The organism is uncultured Aquimarina sp. (assembly GCF_947496855.1).
Taxonomy (GTDB): Bacteria; Bacteroidota; Bacteroidia; order Flavobacteriales; family Flavobacteriaceae; genus Aquimarina.
Genome location: NZ_CANMED010000002.1, coordinates 259,152 through 279,677, shown reverse-complemented (window position 1 = coordinate 279,677; position 20,526 = coordinate 259,152). Strand labels below are relative to the sequence as shown.

Sequence of the window (20,526 nt, the reverse complement as noted above, 5' to 3'; positions counted from 1 at the left end):
CATTCTAAGTCAAAAACTATGATAATTATCAGCTAGCATCTGGTATTACCAAAAAAGGAACAGATGCATGAAATCCTAGCTTTTTGATGACTGGCTCATGAGTTATACCTTCTATAAGACTATGTCGATAATTGACCATAACTAATAAGTTGATGTTTAACTGGTCAATAAAATCATTAATAAGCTTCGACTTTTGATCAAGTTTGGATATCCAGTGAATACTATGTGTAAAGTTTTTAAGATGTTTTTTTAAGGAATTGTAATTATGAGTTTGTATTTCATCTAGTTTTTCTTCTTCATGGATGTGAAAAATTCTTATGTTGGAACCAAACAAAGTGGCAATATCTACTAATGGTTTTAACTCTTCTGGGATATAAAATCGCTTAAAATCTGTAGGAAATGCAATTTCCATTGGTTTTTGGAAATTGTACTCATCTGGAACCACCATAATAGAGCAATTATGGGTTTTTTGAATAACCTTAACTGTATTACTGCCCATAAAAGGAGCTGCAGTTCCTGTAGCTCCTTTTGTGCCCATAACTACAAGATCGATATTTTTATTTTTGATGGTTTTATTAATTGTTTCCGTCAAATCTTTAGAAACGGAGATAGTTTCAAAAGTATGTTTGAGATGGTCTGTGTCTCTAGTAATTGAGTGAAATATTTGTGTTAATGAATCTGTAGACTTGGCACTCAGTTTTTGATATAATAAATCTCCTTTGCTAGTATCAATCCTACCCGTTAAAACAGGAGTATTCACTTCAAAAGTATTTAATATATAAAATTCACAAGATTGACCCTGAAATAATTGAGTAGCATAAAAAAGAGCACTGTAAGCGTTATTTGAGAAATCTGTGGGAACAAGTATTCTTTTCATGATTTTAAGTTTTAAAATTATATCATAAAACTATTTCTAAAAAGCCAGGAATACTATGACAATTCTCATATCCATAGAAGATTTTTAGGATATGTAAAATTTGTGTATTAAATGATTATCATTTTTTTAAACATGATCTGCTGGAATAACTAAGAAAGGAATTTTAGTATTAAATGTGATTTTTTTGATAACAGCTTCTCTTGTTAAACGTTCAAAGAAACTATGGTCATAGTTAATCATGGTTAACATATCAATCTCTAACTCTTCTATAAAAACTTGAATTCCTTTTTCTATATTAGAAAAATCTTGAATTACGTGAAAATCAAATTTTACATTTTTAAAAAAATCTTCTAAAGTAGTGGAGTTATAATTCTGCACAGTACTTAATTTGGGTTCGTCATAGACATGAATCATTCTCACAGTTGCATTATTATTTTTTGCGACATCTATGATGGGTTTAATTTCCGACTTGTGATATATTCGTTCGAAATCTGTTGCGAAACCAATATTTTTGATTCCTTCGAAATATGCATCTTCGGGAACGATAAGAATTGGATAATTGATATCGTCTTTTAGTACCTTAAGTGTATTGCTTCCTAAAAAGATGTTTTTAGCTCCTGTTATTCCTTTTGTACTCATTAGGATTAAGCTAAAAGGGGTAATAGATGTTATTTGTGCAAGTACCTTAGTTAATGATCCAGATTTCGATATTGTTTTAAAAGTATGATGAGATGGCGGTTTAGAATTTTGAATGTCATCCAATATCATTTTTAATCCTTCTTCTGATGCTATCCTAATAGATTCTTGAAAATATCCCACCCGTTGCGAGCTTATTGTAGAGACTAATTGCACAGCATTAAGATCATATGTATTAATTATATGAAATTCGCAGGGGATATCGCGATATAAATCGATTGCATATATAAGCGCATTCCAGGCGCTGTCAGAAAAATCTGTTGTTACCAGTATTTTTTTCATCTCTTAGATAGTATTTATAAAGGTTAAGACTATACTGATTATTGTTAGACAGTTAAACCTTCGTCCTCTTTTTTCGTTCTTTTTTCATCAGTAGTATTAATTGGTTTATTAGATTTGATTCTCTTTTCTGATGGAATTACTAAAAATGGGATGTTGGTGTGATATGCTATTTGGCTTATTACTGGTTTGAATAATAAATTATCGAAAAACGAATGTTTGTTATGAACCATCACAAGCAAGTTTATGATATTCATCTTTTGAAAATCTTCTACCGCTTCAATCACGTCCATGCCATCTGCAAGGTGAAAAATATGAGCGTTTTCTTCAAAATAGGTATCTATAAAGTCTTTTGTTTCTTTTTGATTTTGATCTAAAGGAATTCCATAGTATGCATTAAGCATATGAAGCCTTGATATATGTTTGTTGCAAATGTTTTTGATTAATGGTAGATACTTATTAGTAGTACTAAGATGATAATCTGTTGGGAACAATATCTCTTTAGGATTCTCATATTCAAAGCCAGAGGGAATTGCCAAGACAGGACATTTTACTTTTTTTATAGTATACATTGTATGTGTTCCAATAAAAATTTCTTTGGCTCCTGTAGCTCCTTTTGTACCCATAACTATCAGATCAATGTTATAACGATCAACAGTGTCTTTAATCTCATTAATCAGCATATTAAAAGCTGAAATCCTTTTAAAACTATGTTTTGGGTTATTAAACTCCTTTTTTATTTTTTCTTCTGTACGTTGGATATCCCTTTTTGAATTCATCATAGCTGTATCTTCCATTCCATAGGGCAATGGATTCTCTATCAGATACCCTATATTATAAGACGCAGGTGTAAACGTATGAAGTAGGTAAAATGTACATTCTTCATTCTTAAAAAAAAGCATTGCATATCGTATAGCATTAAATGCATTCTCAGAAAAATCGGTGGGTAATAAAATCCGTTTCATAATTGTAGTAGTTTAATTTCGTTGTAAGTTTTGCATCGTTAGAAATGGTATTTTTATGTGTAATCCAATTTTATCTATTGTAGATTGATATAGCACACACTCCAGATATGAGTGCCTGGAGTTTATCATCACTAACATATTTATTTCATTTTTTTCAATATACTGGTTGATAGCAGTTGTAATATCCGTTTCATCTATAGTTTTAAAAGATAAGTCTGCATCGGGTAAACACTCTTCTATAAAAACTTTGTTATCCTCCTGTCGTAGAGACAGTTTTTTGTATTTAGAAATATGTAAAAAGTTAATAGAAGATCTAAAACTTTTAGTTAATGTACTTAGTAATTTTAATTCTCTCCTTTTGTAGGGTGAAATATAATCGGTGGGAAAAAGAATATTTTTTGGCTGATGATATGTACAGTCTTCAGGTATTGCTAAGACAGGACATTTTACATATTTAAGTACTTGTAAGGTGTTGCTTCCAAAGGTGATTTTACGATCATCGGTTTTACCTCTGGTAGCCATAATTATTATATCAGTATTTTCCTGATTAGCCAGATCATTTGCTTCATCTATCAGTGTTCCAAAAACCGATATCGTTTTGTATTCGTGTCTCGGATTTGGAGAAACCTTATGCAGTACTGATAGCATTTCAGCTAATTCTGTATCAGAGTTTTTATGAGCCATTTTTTTAAACTCTTCAAGCATTTTACGGGAGACTAATGTATGATGGTCATATACTTCATCGGCATAAGCGTGAAAGATCAAAAAATTGCTCTTTTCATATTTAAATAGCTCGACAGCATATCGAATTGCATTCATTGCATTTTCTGAAAAATCTGTAGGGATTAATATTTTTCTCATGATATAGCTATCGTTAAGTGTTTTCTCAAAACTAGATAACTACAGACAGAGAAACTATGACTTTTATCAGTTACCAATTATGTTTTTAGTTAATCATTAAGAGTGTTTCTTTTAAATCTTAATAAAAAAAGACGTTTTTGAGAATTTCACGAATGTTTATGGTTGTTATTACCTCCGTTTTATTGTTTTTAATTACAATTATGGTAATAATGAATATGAAGTTTAGTTAGGTGTTTTATCTTACTTGTATTGGTCAGATAAGAGCCGTATTTATGTTATATGCAGTGCTTACTGGCAAGTACACTAGAGATAAAACTTTTGAAGATCTTTATGAAGAATCGACCAATACCAAAAGATGACCATTGATTCACCGTCTTAAAACACTATCTTTTATTGTATACCCTCTAGTTTAGATTTAGACGATTTTTAACCGTTCTAGAAAAAGAAGCACTCATACCCAATTCAGGTAGTATCAATAGTGGTATTTGTGTATGGAATGCGACAGTTTTTATTATTGGTTCTCTAGTTAGTTTGTCTACAAAACTATGAGAATAGTTTAGCATTGCTAGTAAGTAAATATCAAGTTCTTCAGTAAATATCTTAAGCGATTTTGAAACCGAATCACCCTTCGTTATTGTATGCTGAAAATACTTTATATCCTTAAAATATTTTTGTAACATTCCTAAATTAAATTTCTGCTCCTCGGTTAAAGATCCTTTTTCCTGTTGTACATAGACAATTCTGATAGCTGCGTTAAAGGATTTAGCCAGTTCCAATAGCGGTCTTAACTCTTCTTTACTGTAAAAATGAGTAAAATCGGTTGCAAAAGTAATTTCAGTAGGCTTGGAGGTAAAAGTAAAACCATCTGGTATTCCTAAAACAGGACATTTTTTTAGAGTATTAATAATGCGCACTGTATTACTGCCCATAAATACTTCTTTTGTTCCTGTTGCGCCTTTGGTTCCCATAATGATGAGATCTATTTTTTTAGATGTTACTAATTCTTCTGTTATTTCCGTTAGAGACCCTAAAGCTGCTATGGTTTCGAATTTATGCTTTTGATTAGGACTTGTATGTACTACGGTCTTTTTTAGATGTTCCAGATTCGTAACAGCATTCGCTTTTACTGTATTTTCAATACTACGTTTAGATGGCGTATCAGAAAAGTGTACTGATTCATAAATGATTTTACTATACACATTTAAAAGGTAAAAAGTACAAGCTTCTTCTTTAAAAAGCTCTGTAGCATAATCAATCGCATTCCAGGAGTTATCCGAAAAATCTGTAGGTAATAAAATCTTTTTCATCATCAGTAGTATTATGGTGATATGCCAAAACTAAATCTTCATTAGACCTAAAACTATGACTTTTATCATATTATATATTTGAGGTCTTTTTAATTTTTGTATCTCAAATTAGATACTTATGATAGAATCCACATGCTATCACTGTGGAAATGATTGTGATTCGGTAGCAATTATTTTTGATCAAAAAACATTCTGTTGTAATGGATGTAAAACTGTATATGATATTTTTTGGAGTAATGATTTATCCTGTTATTATGACTTACAATCTGCTCCTGGTGCTATTCCTATAGAAATTGAAAAGAAATATGATTATCTGGATACTCCTGCTATTGCCGAAAAATTAATCGAGTTTAGTGACGATATTACTGAGATTATTACATTATACATCCCTCATATACATTGTAGCTCGTGTATATGGGTATTAGAAAACTTACATAAGCTCGAATCTTCAATTATAAATTCTCAAGTAAATTTCCCGAAGAAAACTGTTCGAATTACTTTTAATAACGAAAAAACATCACTGAAAGAAGTAGTTGTTTTATTGAATTCAATCGGTTATGAACCTTATATAAGTCTTAATGATTATTCAGAAGGAGAAAAACGTATTAACAGAAGTTTAATATATAAATTAGGGGTTGCTGGATTTGCTTTTGGCAATGTAATGTTCTTGTCATTTCCTGAGTATTTCGAGGTGTCAGAATACTGGTTGGAACAATATAAATATGTATTTCGTTGGCTGATGTTTGTGTTTTCATTGCCGGTTGTGTTATATGCTGCACAAGATTATTTTATTTCAGCATTTAAAGGATTGCGTTCCAGAATATTAAATATAGATGTGCCTGTCGCTCTGGGAATTACAGTGCTTTTTCTTAGAAGTACTACCGAGATCATATTTGATTGGGGTACTGGCTTTTTTGATAGTCTTACGGGATTGGTGTTTTTCCTGTTACTAGGTAAATTTTTTCAACAGAAAACCTATTCTTTTTTATCTTTTGAAAGAGATTATAAATCGTATTTCCCCATTGCTGTAACTCGATTAATTTTCGACAAAGAGAAGAAAAAAAATAACGAAAAGAGTATTCGGGTGTATGATATTCAGGAAGGAAACCGACTTCTCATACGCAATGGAGAATTAATACCTGTAGATGCTATATTAATTAAAGGTACGGCCAGAATTGATTATAGTTTTGTAACCGGAGAAAGTGAATCGGTAACTAAAATATCAGGTGATAAACTTTTTGCAGGAGGTAAGCAATTATACGGAGCAATAGAAATTGAAGCTACAAAAACAGTAGAACAGAGTTACCTTACTCGATTATGGAGTAATGACGTATTTAGTAAGAACAAGTCTGCCTCTTTTACCAATCTAACCGATACCATCAGTAAATATTTCACGATTGTTATTTTGTGTATAGCAATAATTGCAACAACTTTTTGGTTGTTTGTGGACGCTACGAAAGCAATTAATGTTTTTACCGCCGTATTAATTATCGCTTGTCCTTGTGCATTAGCATTAGCAAGACCTTTTGCGTTGGGTAATATGTTGCGAATTTTTGGAAAAAATAAATTCTATCTTAAAAATGCAGATGTCATAGAACAATTAGCGTCTACGAATAGTATGATTTTTGATAAAACCGGGACTATAACGACCAATACTACAAGTAAAATAGAATACGAAGGGATGGAACTAACTCCAGAAGAAGAATCCTTACTCAAAAATACGTTGAGAGCATCCAATCATCCATTAAGCAGAGCGTTGTATGATATTTTAGAAGAGCAAGATATATACACACTTGATGAATACCAAGAGCATGTCGGTAAAGGAATTGAAGGTAAATTAGCAGAAAGTACTATAAAAATAGGTTCGTCAAATTTTGTTGGAAAGGAAGAACTTTCGAAAACACAAAATACGAATGTTCATATAAGTACGAATGACACGTATAAAGGGCGGTATATTTTTCATAATCAATATAGAAAGAATGTAAGGAACGTTTTTGAGACTTTAACTAAAGGGTATAAATTATCTATTCTATCTGGTGATAATGAAGGTGAAAAGGAACATTTAGCACAATTGTTGCCAGAGAACACGGTATTACTTTTTAATCAAAAACCGGATGACAAAATGAATTATATAAAATCATTGCAGGAGTCAACACAAAAAGTAATCATGATTGGTGATGGACTTAATGATGCAGGTGCTTTGGCGCAAAGTGATGTTGGTATTGCTATCTCAGAAAATGTGAATGTGTTTTCTCCAGCATGTGATGCAATTTTGGATGCTTCTCAATTTGATAAAATTCCTACGTATCTTAAGGTTTCTAAAAAGGCAATCAAGATTATTAAATCAAGTTTTGTCTTGTCATTCTTGTACAACAGTATAGGATTATATTATGCAGTTACGGGACAGTTATCTCCGATTATTGCCGCCATATTGATGCCATTAAGTTCTATTTCTGTAGTGGTATATGTAACGATTTTGACCAATTGGAATGGAAGAAAAATAAAACTTCGAGGATGATTTTTATTTTTTATCAATTATAGTAGTGAGAAGGAAAAGGTGAATTTTTTTGTGATCAAAAGGGATATAAATATAAAAGCTGAATTTAGGAGAATACCCTAAAATTCAGCTTTTTGTTTTATCGTTCAACTTGGTATGTGTATCTTTTATTTCCGGTAATAATGTTTCCTTCATAATCATAGAATTGCGTGATGTAGTTTACAAACTTATTATATTGTGGAGTGGCACTATTTCTTGTTCTATTCCTTATATTTTGTAATGTTCTCATGATGATTAGTTTTTTAGGTCCACCAGCAGTGGATGGTTTGATTTATGATCCTCTCTAGGAGGTCAGATTGTTAGATTATCTATAACGTCTTTTGTTGTTCCAGATATTTCCATTTGTGTTGTTTAATTTTTTACTGATTTGATTACTGTCTAATGTTCTCATAATGTTTTGTTTTTTGATTGAATTGATGATTGATTGATGAATACTTTGATTGTTTTGGATTATCTATAACGTCTTTTGTTGTTCCAGATACTTCCATTTGTGTTGTTTAATTTTTTACTGATTTGATTACTGTCTAATGTTCTCATAATGTTTTGTTTTTTGATTGAATTGATGATTGAATTGATGATTGAATTGATGATTGAATTGATGAATACTTTGATTGTTTTGGATTATCTAAAACGTCTTTTAGCGTTCCAGATGTTTCCGTTTGTTTTATTTAATTTTTTAGTAATTTGATTGCTGTCTAAAGTTCTCATGGTTTTTGATTTTTTTGACCCTCCAAAGATGGGACAGGTTAATTGATTAATGATTTTGATTTTCGGACTATCTAAAACGTCTTTTAGCGTTCCATATATTTCCGTTTGTTTTGTTCAATTTTTTAGTAATTTGATTATTGTCTAATGTTCTCATAATTTCTATTGTTTTAGATTATTATATACTTACTAGACGCAGAGGTTTTAATTTTGTTACAGTACTATGTATAAAAAGGTACTATTTTAACATATTTTAACGAAAAAACGACGTTTTGAAGTGTTTTTTTTGAAAAAATAAAGAATTTGGATTTGTTTTTATTTAAAAACAGGGTGTAAAAATATGTTTACAACAATAACTGAAGTATAATTATTGCCCAAAATTTATATACTTATATATAAGACAAGACATGTATATAAGTACAGCTATATAAAATATAAGGATATAGTTTAGCTTTCCTTCAGCGTTATAAACCTTGGGGGTTGGGTATTTATAATATAAAAATGTTATAGAGTTTTATTATTTCAGATCGTTTATCCTACGATTTCTATTTTTTATCAATAGATAAATCTTAAATGTACCTTAGTTCTTATCCCAAAAGAATAGTATTTACTTATTAGGATCTGTACCAGCACCTATAGTGCCTTGTTTAAACCATACTTCTGTATAGGACCCATTAGCATATTGTTTTGCAATATCACCATCATAAGTTTTTGATCCGGTATTCCAAACTATGTTGTCTTCTGGATTCTTCCCATTAGTTTGGTTATAGGCGCCTTGTTTAAAAAATTGCAATTCACCTGTATATGCATCGGGGCGTTCAGTACCATCACGAGCTATAGATGCGTACATTGTAGCAATTTGTTCAGGAATCGTCTCATTAGATGTGAATTCTGATTTCAATAAGTTTTTTGTAAACTTCATCGTCTTATGACCTTCACTCATAAAAGTGAGGTGCATGATACCTTTATAAACATTTATTTCATAGCTAAATTCTTCTCCTATTTCAATACCTTCTTTAGGTTCTTCAGGGTAGGCATTTGGACTTGATCCAATAACAGACATATCATTGCCCCAAACAGCTGTTGAATAATCCCATCTTTTTGAATTATCACCTTCTGTGTTAATTTCGTAGTTCCAAAAAACAGATCCTTTTGTGTGTCCAGGAAATTTTTTATAAAATATTTTTAGCGGTTCGTTCTCATGTCCATCATCACTATGGATTTGTCCAACTACTACGGAGTATGACGCGGCAACTCTAGCATCACCAGAAGTTGAAACATGCATTACTTTTAAGGTGCCACTTAGTTTACCACCCATTTTAGGTATCCAATGTTTTTTTTGTCCTAATTCTGTTCTTGTATTACTCGAATTTTTTGATGTAATACCGGCATTTGGTGTTTTATAAACTACCCAATCCGTTTCTCCATCATTAGAAACATAAAAAAAATCTTTTTGCTCATAATTAGCTAATTCTTCGGTACGTGTACCATCGCCTGTAAGAACGCTCCAATCGTCCATAAATTCAATAACATCACTTGGATATACGGTAGTTTTTGTGTCATCATTCTTAGAATTCTTAGTTGTATTAGAATCAAAACAGCTATTCAGAAATAATGCAAGACCAACTATGAGTAGGGGCGCTCGAAATAGTGATTTATTTATTTTTTTCATTTCTATGGATGCTTGCCCAGTTTCATTCTTCTCTATTTGGAACATTTGGTGTAAGAATTTTAACTTTTCTCTATTAAAAGCATTGTACCTTACCAAAAATACATGAATCATCTGATTAGGCAATAAACTACTAGGATATGATAGTTGTAGTTCGTTTTCATTCTTCATCAATTTCAGCCATTCGTTCGTTTATAAACTCAAAAAATCCCATTTCTCCTGAAATCTCCCAAACTTCGTGATCCCAGTCGACTGTCGAATTCCCGTTGTTTTTATAAAAGCATTGTGCATTTCCTGTACCATCAGGATAGAACTCAAGTAAATCGTTAAAAGAATAGCCTTCAGGTTGCACATTTTGTTCTTTGCAAATCGGATTCATCATTTCTGCCAGTACTTTTATATCATCGTTTGCCATCACAAAATAAGCGTCATATAGTTCTCCAAACCCATTATGAATCTTATAAAATATTTTTAAATCATTCGGAACATTCCAATTAAAAGATTTCAAGTTTTTATTTGGTTCTGCATGTAAAAGTGGCGCTCCTCCAGTGTATATTTTATAATAATTTCTATCATCATAAAGTTTCATGTCAAGCAAGTAATGCAAATGCCAGTCGTTTTCTTTTTTCTCTGCATAAATAAATTTACATCTGTCTTTTAATGCAGCGATTAGATTAGGAATTTTTTTAGATATCGGTTTGAAATTTTCGGTAATGAAATCTGTAACTGTTTTTTTGTTGCCTTTCATCCAAGGGCAATCTTCAGGGAATTCGCCAAGTTTGTAATAGTTTTTACTATTTCGAGAATCGAATACAAGTTTAATTCCGTCAAAACCATATTTATTTATGATTTCATGTTCCAAATTTGTAGTTCGAATAAATTCAAGGTTAAATTCTTTTTCAGAATTCCTTTTCAATTCATTTTTAAATCGATCCTTTAATTCAGAAGTTAGATTTTCATAATTCTCTTTCTTATTATTCTGACTATTCGCTCCGAAAAATGATAGTAATCCCATTATTAAGATTATGTGTTTCAAATTTGTTACCAAATGTTTTACGTTGTTGTAACTAGACTTTTAAGTGCCGAAATAATGAGGTAGTAATTTTTTGATTCTTTTTATTTCTTCATCTGAAAATTTCGCGTGAGAGAAATAAAGTGATTTTAGTTTGGTCAATTTTTTTATGGATTCCGGAAGTGTTATTAGTGGATTAAAATCCAAATCAAGATGTTTTAATTCTGTCAGATTACCAATTGATTTCGGAAGACCTTTTAATCCATTAGCTTTTAATCCTAAAAATTCTAATTGTGTCATTTCTCCAATTTCCTCGGGTATCACATTTAATTTATTTCCTCCAATTTCTAAAACCCTAATTGTATTCATTTTAAAAATAAAGTCAGGTATTTCTTCAAATCTATTATGATGTAATCTTAAATATTCAAGATTAACTAGTTTGACAATATCACCAGGTATTTTTTCAAGACCTTCGTCCCTAATTTGTAAACCTTTAACTTTTTCAGGGTTCTTTAGTGCTTCTTCTAAAGAATAGTATACCATTACAGATCCTATTTCAGTATTTTCCCATAATTCATGAGTTTTAGATTGTGAATATATGTTTGAGACAATACTCAAAGAAAATAAGATTAATAAGGTGCCTTTTTTCATTTTTTTAAATTTTGATTACACACAATGTTTAATATATGTATCATAGTAGAGCAAAACGTTATCTAGCTATTCTTCATAAATATTGCGTCTTGTCAAAAATACATGAATCATTCGATTAAGCAATTAGCCGCTATGATCAGATAGGTATTGTGATTCGTTTTTTAATCAATTCTTTCGGCCAAAGTTTCAAACGATTCTGAAGGAAGTCCGTATAAAATAGCTTTAGTTTCGTCAATGTCTTTAATCAATAGTACCAATCCTTTGTGGTTATTGTAAAATGAAGAAATTAATAAAGTATTATCTATTTTTTCTAACAATATTTTTCGTCCTGCATATCCACTTTTCTTGAGTGTTTCGATAATTTCAGGTTTATCTAAAATTTTATTGAACTCAATAACTTCTTTTACCTTATTCCATTCAAAATTGTATTTCAAAAGTTGAATTCTACTTTCAGATATTTTTGATACTGTTGGAGTCAATCTAACATAATCTTGTTCGAATATTTTGTCTTCGGCTTTAGATTCCGTTTCGTTCAATAGGGTTACCTTTTTTCCTTTTCTATAAAATCGTATTCGGTCGGAGTTCATAAATTCAAAGTTTATGTCAGCTATATTTTTAGAAAAATTTTCGACTTCTTTTTCTTTTATGTTTATTTCATTTTCGACGTTTTCTAAAACAGCGTATGTAATTCTTTCATTTTCGAAAGTAATAATATCTATATTCCGAAAAGGTCTTATTTTACTCACATTAATCCATTTACCATCAGTTTTTGTATTCAATGTCTTCAAGTGTTTTTTTATATGCTGTGTTAGTAACGGTTCTACTTTTTTTCAAATATCACCTTTGAGTTATTTGGTTCAAATGTTTTTGATGGTATTTTCTTCTCATCAATAGATATAGCTTCTTGGGTGGTTTTAAAAAAAGGATAAAACTCCGTTTCATTTCTAATACTTATTGAGTTGGATTCTTTGACAAATAGATTCCAAAATCCATCCGTATAATTTTCATATAACTTTGAGTTTAGCTTATATTTTGGATTAAAATAATATTTACCACGAAAAGTTTTAAAAAATGATTTTGGATCAGATGGTTGATAGTTAATGGTGATGGATTCGCATAATTCATCCATTATAATTTTTTTATCATCTGGATTGTGACTAAATTTAAGTAATTTGTCTTTGTCAAGCCCGAATTTTGTCTTTGATATAGTGTCTTTTTTTTCGTATTCGGTATATGAATAACCTTCGTCTAATCGAACTATTACTTTCATCCAACCAAGTTCTCCTTTTCCGTGATAAATCATTGTATATCTATCTTCTTGAACAAAAGCAGTAAAAGAATCTCCAAGTTCGGTAGACAAATAACCCTTTGGAATATTTGGATTTATAGGTTCGTATTCAATTTTATATTCTATTTGACCTTCAAAATATTCTTGTCCATAGATATTAGAAATAAATAATAAGAATAAAATTGTTTTTGTTAGCTTTTGCATTATAATAGGTAATGTTATTACAGAAATATGTTATAAAGTTATAAGTATGTATCATAACATGGCAAAATGTTACCTCGCTTTTCAGTTTTTCTTGGTATTGATTCCTAATGTTAACTTTTTACTATAGTGCAATTCGATGGATATTTCGACTTGCACTATAGTATATATGAACTATAACGCTTGTTGAGAATCTTTTTTATTTTTCAATTAAGTACTATGCTAGGATGACAGATGCCTTCTTTTATTTTTATAACAAAATATAGTTCCAAAAAACGCGCATTGTATTGGGTACATCCAAGATATATGTGTTATTACTGGATATTGTTACACCATATCAAGGTAAATACAAGTTAAAGCGATGGTATTAAAAAAGCCGTGTACGGCAATCATAAACCACAAATCGTATTTACGCAAGTAGAATATCAGGGCTAAGAGCGCTCCCACAATCCAAGTAACAAGTTGTCCAGTAATTCCTTGAGAACTATGCATAAAGCCAAAAAAACCAGTAATTAGTACAATGTTAAGCACCATACTGACTTTGCTTTCCCCAAAGAATTTTACAAATTGCCGCATAAAATAACCACGAAAGATTATTTCTTCTCCAAATCCTGCGGTAGCCCACACTATTAATAAAGTAATTAAAAAGGTCGGAAGATTTTCTTTTAATTGATCAAAACCCGAATAATCTATAGGAGTTCCTGTGAGTTTTGTAATTCCAGGAACCAATACAAAGACATAAAAAATAAAGAGCCCTAGTGCCACTAATGGCGCAAGTACTAAAATATTTTTGAATGTGAATTTTTCACGTTGAAACCCAAGTTCCGAAAATGCTTTTCCTTTGTATTCTATGTAATTTGCTATGATGATTACTACTGAAGCAATAATATTTGGAAGGAAACTAAAATTAATTGGCCCAAACCATAAAAAGCAGATGATTGCAACGGTAATTAATGGAATTAATACTTGGCGTAAGGTGATTTTGTTCATTGTTTTTTGATTTTAAATTCTAAACGAAATAATGAACAAAATCTCTGAAATCCCCTTTAAATATGCATGTTTTTACTGAATGGTCGAAATTTACAACTGAATAGTCGGTAGTTTTTGGCATCTTTTATTGATACCAATCCATAAATGTTTTTCGCTTGTAACGACTGATATTGATTTCGGCAATTGCATCGTTTTTAATAAGAGCTTTTAACCGAATACGTAACTTGCCATTTTCAATCTTTTCGATTAAATCTACCGCATCTTTATGAATGATAATTTGTCGATTGGCTCTAAAAAATAGTTGATCGTTTATTTTTTCTTCGAGTTCATTTAATGTAAAATCGGTATTTATTGTCGTGCCATCATTCTGCACAGTATATACAATTTTGTTCTCGCTATAAAAGCACGCAATATTTTCATAGGTAAGCTTCTTTATTTTTGCGCCGCTATCAATAGTAATTTCAGCATCTTTTATCGATAATTTATATAAATTATATAGGTCTTGCGCATACAATAATCCTATGAGAATAAAACACAATAATAAGGTGATTAGCAAACCAATTAGTACATAATAGAACTGTGTCTCTCCACCTGCAGCTTTATCTATAATTATATTTACAGGAATATACATGATCGTAATATATCCTAGAGTAGAGGCCATAAACTTTGCGATCGTAGCAATTTCTACCTTTTTGGAAAAATACTTTTTCTTGTAAAATTTAAAATTAAGGTCCGCTATAATCCCAACGAGAATGGATAAAACAATCGTCGATAAAAAACCCTCTATAGGAAATCGATACGGTTCACCACCCGGAAAGGTATCGCGTGTTGCTATATGATTTGCCACCAAAGAGAAAATCGTTAATACAATTGCTTTCTTACACCAACGCCATGTAGCACTACTGGTCCAAGTATGCCGTATTGTTTTTGTTGTATTCTTGGTTGGTTGTGTGGTACTCATGAATTAGGAACTCTTTTTTTGTCAACTTCAAAAGTAAAGAATAATACCAATTATGATGTAAAATGAGACTCAAAACACAAAGTTCCTTTAAAGAAGATCTCTAGAGTGTGTTGGTTAAGAAACATGGTTTACACAAGTTAAAGATTAGACTTTACACTAAATTAGTTTCTAACCTTGTTGATTATTGTTTGTTTCTTAGATGTTTTTCATCGAATAAATCTAAAAATACATTTCTATAAAAGAACTCTCCACATACCATAAAAATATTTAAAAAGCACAAGCTTTAATGGCTTGTGCTTAAATATCATATTTTATAATTTAGGAATTGGGAAAGTGCTTCACATAAGATACAATGTTGTGTGTCGTTTTTATTAAGTCTAACACTAGTATCCTATGGTGAAACGTTTTTTATTATATTTAGAATCATCAACTTCATTAAGTATACCAACTGCAAAATCTTCCATTGAGATAGAACTTTCTCCTTTTTCATTTGCTAATAAATAATCGCCTCCTACTCTAAATTGGTTTGTTCTTTCTCCTTCAAAAATATAAGCTGAAGGTGAAACGTTTGTCCAATTTAATTCAGATTCCTTTTGGTAAATATTTTCTAAAGCCTTTTGATGTGATATGGCAATAGCCTTATAATCTGCAGGGAAATCTGGGGAATCAACCAATACCTGATTCTCTCCTATTTTTAAGCTACCAGCTCCATCAACAGCTATTAATCTTACATTTGCTTTTTTAGACGCTTCAACTAAAGATTTTGTTGCCTTTATTATTTGATCTGTATCACTGTGAGGTGGTGCATATGCACTTATTACAACATCACTTCCTTTTAGTTTTTCAGCAAGCGCATTTGTGTCAAAAATATCTGCTGTTTGCAAATCTGCATTATCCAACTCAAAAAAACTTTTGTCTTTTGATGTTATTAATCTCAGCTCATGATTTCTTGAAGCTGCCTCTTTTGTAATTCTTTGTCCGATGTTTCCACCAGCACCTATAATTGTTACTTTCATAATTATTATTTTTAATTGTTTGTTAATTTTAATTTTAGATTATTCTTATTTATTTTTAAAATATTTTACGCTGTGACTCTTTAATTATTAGATCATTGATACTTGCATAACGCTTTTCCATTAATCCATTTTTATCAAATTCCCAATTCTCGTTACCATAAGCTCTAAACCATTGTCCTTCTTTGTTTTGATATTCATATTCAAATCTTACTGCAATTCGATTTTCGGTAAAAGCCCAAAGTTCTTTTTTAAGTTTATAGTCGAGTTCATTCTCCCATTTGTCTTTTAGAAAGTGGATAACTTCTTGTCTTCCATTAAGGAAAACATCTCTGTTACGCCATTCGGTATTAGGTGAATAAGCCAAAGCTATTTTTTCAGGATCTTTTGAATTCCAAGCGTCTTCAGCAGCTTGTATTTTTTGTTTAGCTGTCTCCAAATTAAAAGGTGGCAGCGGAAATTTTTGTTCCATGATTACGTGTTATTAATTACTTAAAACATTCCATTATTGTGAGCCATTTTTTCAGGTATTTCTTGTACAACATCCCAATGTTCTACAATTTTACCATCTTTAACTCTGAATAAATCATAAAATGCATATGGTTTATTGTTCCATTCTCCTTCACTTTGAGTAAACACAAAATTTCCTTCTCCAAGCACTTTGTGTATTTTAGAATACTTAAACAAGTTATCTTGAGATGCTAAATATTCAATGGCTTCACCAAGACCTTTCAAGCCATCTTTAACCATAGGGTTGTGTTGGTCATACTGTTCTGAACTAATGTATTCTGTTATTTTTGAAGGATTTTCTCCCATTAAAACATCTTTCAGAAAGTTTTTTACTAATGATTTATTTTCATTAGTTTTTTCTAAATCTATAATGGTTGTTGGCCCATCTGTTTGACTTCTTCCACTTGCAGTTTGTAATACAATAGGTGTCGTTGCATCCCAATGCTCTGCTACTTTTTCATTTTCAATTCTTAAAACCTCAAAAGTTATAGCATCTTTATACCCAAAAGCTTTAGTGGCGTTTTGATATGAATTGTGCAGCACTACAAAATTACCGTCTTGTAAAACTCTGTGGGTAGTGTATGTTGTATTCTCAGATTGTAAAGTTGGCAAAATTGAGACTACTGGTTCAATACCAGTTGGAACATTAGGATTGTGTTGTATGTATCCATCGTTAAAATAAGTCCTTACATCTTTTTCATTATAATTTTTAAAGACACTAGCTTTTGATTTTTCTGCAATATCTTTTAAACTTTGAGTTTCTAATTGCTTAGTCGAATTACAACTTGCTAACAAGCTAAGACCAATAATTCCTGTGATTAGTTTCATTTTCATTAATTATTTACGTTTTTATTTATTTTATAAATTCTTTTATTTTTTGGGCAACTTCATTAGAATATTCATCTAATAAAAAGTGTCCACCATTGAAGAAATGGGATTCTATATTCTTCAAATCTTTACTGTAAGCTTGTCCTCCTGCTTTATTAAAAAACTTGTCGTTTTTTCCCCAAACAACTAGTGTTGGTGGTTGGTGCGTTTTAAAATAGTTTTGCCATTCTGGATATTTAGGAAAGTTTGAGCCATAATTAAAGAACATAGCTGATTGAATTTCTTTTGCGCCAGTACGTTCTAAAAAGGCATTGTCTAATAGATAAGATGTTGGGTCTATTTTTAAAGGATTTAAAGCGCCATCTAGATGTTGGTCTTTCAGCCCATCATATGATAATAAATAATCTTTAAATTTATTAAGACCTTCCATATCATTGACTTTATGATAGCCTCCAATTTTTCGTGCCCATTCTCCTAATCCTTCCATATAGGCATTTGCATTTTGAATGATGAGACCCTTAATTAATTCTGGTCTTTCGGTAGCAATTCTAAACCCAATTGGTCCTCCGTAATCTTGTACTAAAACATAGAATGAATCGAGTTTTAGTGCATCAATAAATTTATTCATCACCTGAGTTACATTATCAAATGTGTATTCAAATTCTGAAGGTGATGGTGCTGAGCTAAGTCCAAAACCTGGATAATCTGGTGCTATAAGATGATACTCATCAGATAATTCAGCTATTAAATCTTTATACATGTATGACGAAGATGGAAAGCCGTGTAAAAGCAAAATTGTCTTTTCATTAGATTTGCCCGCTTCTCTATATAGGATGGATAGACCGTCAATGGTCACTAAATTTGTTCGTTCTTTCATAATATTAATTTTTTTATTATGTAATATTTTTTGTTACAGTTTAATATAAAAAAAATCAAAACTTATTTTTGAATTCTTCTAATGTTTGTTTTTTAAGTTCGTTAATAATAGAACTGTCTATAGTATTCATAATAGAAGTAAGATTCTTATTAATTTTTTTCCCGACTCTACAAGCTGGATTAGGTTCATTACTAGAAAAAGATAATACATTATCTTTACCTTTTACTAATTTAAATATATCTGACAGATATATTTTTTTGGCGCTTTTATGTAACCTTACGCCACCATTTTTTCCTTCTTTACTTTCTATCAAATCACCAGATTTTAAAACAGCAATTTCTTTTCTAACCAATACAGCATTAATGTTTAAACTACTCGCTATAATTTTTGAGCTCAGCCATTCTTCTGGATAAAGTGCTAATAAAGCCATAATATGAAGCGATATAGAAAATTGACTTTTTACCAATGTTTAAAATTTAACTGTATTAATTTTTATTACAGTACAAATATGTAGATTGTTTTTGTATTCTCCAAATTAATTTTGAAATATTTTAGAAATAGTATAGGAAAAGATAATTTAGAACTTCCTTTTTAGGTGATAGTAGTTCAATTGCTGTAACGTCTCTTGTATGGTGCGTTTGCTTCCCGAAGGGTGCATATGCATTATACAAAATGTTATGTGCTTTTTAATGAGTTATGAATCGATTAAATGATTGCCAATATTTGTCTTTATAAACATCAAAATCTATCTCAATTCTATTTTTATATTCGTTTTTGATGTTGTGAAGGACCTTAGATGGTTTTCTAAAGTCAACACAAGCAAAATAAACTTCTCTTATAGAATCCGCTGTTTGTCTCCCAACATTTATATATCCGTCAGAATCTTTTAATTCAAGCATTATCTTTTCCTCTATTTCGTTTAAAAGTTGATAATCGGAATTATTTGGCATTCCATTATTATTTTCCCTGTCATATTTAATTTCCATTACTGCCATCCAGGGATGGGAAGCTTTACTGTCCCAGTTCAATAAATCCGAATTTACTATTGCAAGTAATGGTAGTCCATTTTCTAATGTAGCTTCTAAGCTTGAATAGTTATCATTATCTGTATTACGTCTTAATCCGTTATATTTCTCAACGAACTCTTTCTCTCTCCAGATTAGAAAGTCTTTTAATTTTTCTAGTGGAATTAAGTCAGATGTTGCATCTTTTGGGTTAATAATATTAACGTTATCAATCGTTGTAACGGAATTTAATTCGCCAAGAGAATTGTCTAAAGCAAGGTAAACACCATTTGTCATAGCAGCTCTGTTTTCTTCGCTAAAGTCTTTATGAGTAATTGTAATATCAATCTCATCAGGCATTTGTTTATGGTCAGAAGCATAGAAACTCATTTTACTTTCGTCAAATTTGTAACCATCCATTTCAATTCCGTATTGATTTAAATCGGAAGGTTGTTTGAGTGCTGTAATTTTCCAATTATCCATCTTCGGTGCAGACTGTGTGAGTTCCTCAACAAATACTATATTTTTTATTACTCCATCTGCAGTTAAAATCAATTCTGCTGTATCATCATCATACATACCTGCAAGAAACCAAAATCCATCTTTTAATTCGTCCAGTTTTGGTGCAAGTCTGTCAAAAAACACTTTATTAATGTTACCTTGGTCTTTAAGAACTTTGTGGAATTTCTTTTTGTTTTGTATAAACCATTTCCAAAAGTCAGAGTATGAGTTTATAGGTTCTTCTTTTGTATTGAATATTGATTTTAAAAAACTCATATTCTTATTAGTTCAGATTTTCGCATTGCACATAACATGTGAGTATAGTTATTACGTATAGTACCGTTTGTAATTAATTACACGCATTTGTAATTATTTGTTTTCCGCTTCTAAAATAAAGTAAAAATTCCCCCAATTCAAAATTCTAATTCAGATAGTTTGTATAGCTGTTTTTCGGTACCTAATTGAGAGATTGCTATTAGCTGTTTCCGTTCTTAATACAAACTGGCTTTCTAAAACCTGATAAATGTCATTTTTTAAGAAAACATGCACCCATACTTTTGGAGCCTAATAAGAATCTTATGGGTGTTATTTATGTTTTATTAACCATTAGTATCGTTGTAGCCATTGTGTTTTTTGCGGCTTTTATTCTCTCTGTAAAAAAAGGGCAATACGATGATACCTATACACCTGCGATCAGAATGCTGTTTGATGATGAGGTGATTACAGAATCCAAAGAAAAATCTTCAGTAACAACTAATAACAATCACGTATAAT

Annotated in this window: 21 protein-coding genes; 2 read left to right on the top strand and 19 right to left on the bottom strand. The window is 30.7% G+C overall.

Annotated features, from left to right (window positions below):
* Positions 1–28: 28 nt before the first annotated feature.
* The 5 genes from Q0921_RS07250 to Q0921_RS07230 all read right to left on the bottom strand — a co-directional run bounded on the left by Q0921_RS07250 (position 29) and on the right by Q0921_RS07230 (position 4,985).
* Positions 29–877 (bottom strand): universal stress protein, encoded by an 849-nt coding sequence (locus Q0921_RS07250; RefSeq protein ID WP_299255475.1) that lies wholly within the window; start codon positions 875–877, stop codon positions 29–31.
* A 126-nt stretch (positions 878–1,003) separates the two neighbouring features.
* A complete protein-coding gene (locus Q0921_RS07245) occupies positions 1,004–1,855 on the bottom strand; it encodes a universal stress protein (protein ID WP_299255473.1) in 852 nt (283 codons plus the stop codon).
* Between the two features lie 44 nt (positions 1,856–1,899).
* Positions 1,900–2,817 carry a universal stress protein gene (locus tag Q0921_RS07240; protein ID WP_299255471.1) on the bottom strand — a complete coding sequence of 306 codons (918 nt, stop codon included), beginning with the start codon at positions 2,815–2,817 and terminating at the stop codon, positions 1,900–1,902.
* A gap of 12 nt (positions 2,818–2,829) precedes the next feature.
* On the bottom strand, positions 2,830–3,678 hold the full coding sequence (locus tag Q0921_RS07235) for a universal stress protein (RefSeq protein WP_299255469.1): 849 nt from the start codon (positions 3,676–3,678) through the stop codon (positions 2,830–2,832).
* A 404-nt stretch (positions 3,679–4,082) separates the two neighbouring features.
* Complete coding sequence (locus tag Q0921_RS07230; RefSeq protein WP_299255467.1) at positions 4,083–4,985, bottom strand: universal stress protein; 903 nt, start codon at positions 4,983–4,985, stop codon at positions 4,083–4,085.
* Between the two features lie 118 nt (positions 4,986–5,103).
* On the opposite strand from Q0921_RS07230, the gene Q0921_RS07225 reads away from it, so the two are divergent.
* Positions 5,104–7,503: a heavy metal translocating P-type ATPase metal-binding domain-containing protein gene (locus Q0921_RS07225; protein ID WP_299255465.1), complete on the top strand. Its 2,400-nt coding sequence runs from the start codon at positions 5,104–5,106 to the stop codon at positions 7,501–7,503.
* Between the two features lie 118 nt (positions 7,504–7,621).
* Here the strand turns inward: Q0921_RS07225 and Q0921_RS07220 are convergent, their stop codons facing one another.
* The 14 genes from Q0921_RS07220 to Q0921_RS07155 form a co-directional block, all read right to left on the bottom strand.
* The gene (locus Q0921_RS07220) at positions 7,622–7,771 is read right to left on the bottom strand and encodes a hypothetical protein (protein WP_299249686.1); all 150 of its coding nucleotides are present in this window, start codon (positions 7,769–7,771) and stop codon (positions 7,622–7,624) included.
* Between the two features lie 1,083 nt (positions 7,772–8,854).
* Positions 8,855–10,087 (bottom strand): polysaccharide lyase family 7 protein, encoded by a 1,233-nt coding sequence (locus Q0921_RS07215; protein WP_299255463.1) that lies wholly within the window; start codon positions 10,085–10,087, stop codon positions 8,855–8,857.
* Positions 10,077–10,952 (bottom strand): hypothetical protein, encoded by an 876-nt coding sequence (locus Q0921_RS07210; protein WP_299255461.1) that lies wholly within the window; start codon positions 10,950–10,952, stop codon positions 10,077–10,079. Before Q0921_RS07210 ends, Q0921_RS07215 begins: the two co-directional genes overlap by 11 nt.
* A 39-nt stretch (positions 10,953–10,991) precedes the next feature.
* On the bottom strand, positions 10,992–11,579 hold the full coding sequence (locus tag Q0921_RS07205; protein WP_299255459.1) for a hypothetical protein: 588 nt from the start codon (positions 11,577–11,579) through the stop codon (positions 10,992–10,994).
* 161 nt (positions 11,580–11,740) lie between these two features.
* Positions 11,741–12,358 (bottom strand): hypothetical protein, encoded by a 618-nt coding sequence (locus Q0921_RS07200; RefSeq protein ID WP_299255457.1) that lies wholly within the window; start codon positions 12,356–12,358, stop codon positions 11,741–11,743.
* Positions 12,359–12,399: 41 nt separating this feature from the next.
* Positions 12,400–13,071 carry a hypothetical protein gene (locus tag Q0921_RS07195; RefSeq protein WP_299255455.1) on the bottom strand — a complete coding sequence of 224 codons (672 nt, stop codon included), beginning with the start codon at positions 13,069–13,071 and terminating at the stop codon, positions 12,400–12,402.
* 324 nt (positions 13,072–13,395) lie between these two features.
* Positions 13,396–14,058 (bottom strand): CPBP family intramembrane glutamic endopeptidase, encoded by a 663-nt coding sequence (locus Q0921_RS07190; protein WP_299255453.1) that lies wholly within the window; start codon positions 14,056–14,058, stop codon positions 13,396–13,398.
* 124 nt (positions 14,059–14,182) lie between these two features.
* Complete coding sequence (locus tag Q0921_RS07185; protein ID WP_299255451.1) at positions 14,183–15,019, bottom strand: LytTR family DNA-binding domain-containing protein; 837 nt, start codon at positions 15,017–15,019, stop codon at positions 14,183–14,185.
* A gap of 383 nt (positions 15,020–15,402) precedes the next feature.
* Entirely contained in the window at positions 15,403–16,035 is a 633-nt protein-coding gene (locus Q0921_RS07180; protein ID WP_299255449.1) for an NAD(P)-dependent oxidoreductase, read from the bottom strand.
* Positions 16,036–16,090: 55 nt separating this feature from the next.
* Positions 16,091–16,504, bottom strand: a complete 414-nt coding sequence (locus Q0921_RS07175; RefSeq protein ID WP_299255447.1) for a nuclear transport factor 2 family protein — start codon at positions 16,502–16,504, stop codon at positions 16,091–16,093.
* Positions 16,505–16,524: 20 nt separating this feature from the next.
* Complete coding sequence (locus Q0921_RS07170; protein WP_299255445.1) at positions 16,525–17,376, bottom strand: nuclear transport factor 2 family protein; 852 nt, start codon at positions 17,374–17,376, stop codon at positions 16,525–16,527.
* A 19-nt stretch (positions 17,377–17,395) separates the two neighbouring features.
* Complete coding sequence (locus tag Q0921_RS07165; RefSeq protein WP_299255443.1) at positions 17,396–18,247, bottom strand: alpha/beta hydrolase; 852 nt, start codon at positions 18,245–18,247, stop codon at positions 17,396–17,398.
* Positions 18,248–18,302: 55 nt separating this feature from the next.
* The gene (locus tag Q0921_RS07160) at positions 18,303–18,713 is read right to left on the bottom strand and encodes an Rrf2 family transcriptional regulator (protein ID WP_299255441.1); all 411 of its coding nucleotides are present in this window, start codon (positions 18,711–18,713) and stop codon (positions 18,303–18,305) included.
* A gap of 220 nt (positions 18,714–18,933) precedes the next feature.
* Positions 18,934–20,028 carry a DUF695 domain-containing protein gene (locus tag Q0921_RS07155; RefSeq protein ID WP_299255439.1) on the bottom strand — a complete coding sequence of 365 codons (1,095 nt, stop codon included), beginning with the start codon at positions 20,026–20,028 and terminating at the stop codon, positions 18,934–18,936.
* 302 nt (positions 20,029–20,330) lie between these two features.
* On the opposite strand from Q0921_RS07155, the gene ccoS reads away from it, so the two are divergent.
* Entirely contained in the window at positions 20,331–20,525 is a 195-nt protein-coding gene (gene ccoS / locus Q0921_RS07150) for a cbb3-type cytochrome oxidase assembly protein CcoS (RefSeq protein WP_299255437.1), read from the top strand.
* The last annotated feature ends 1 nt before the right edge of the window (position 20,526 follow it).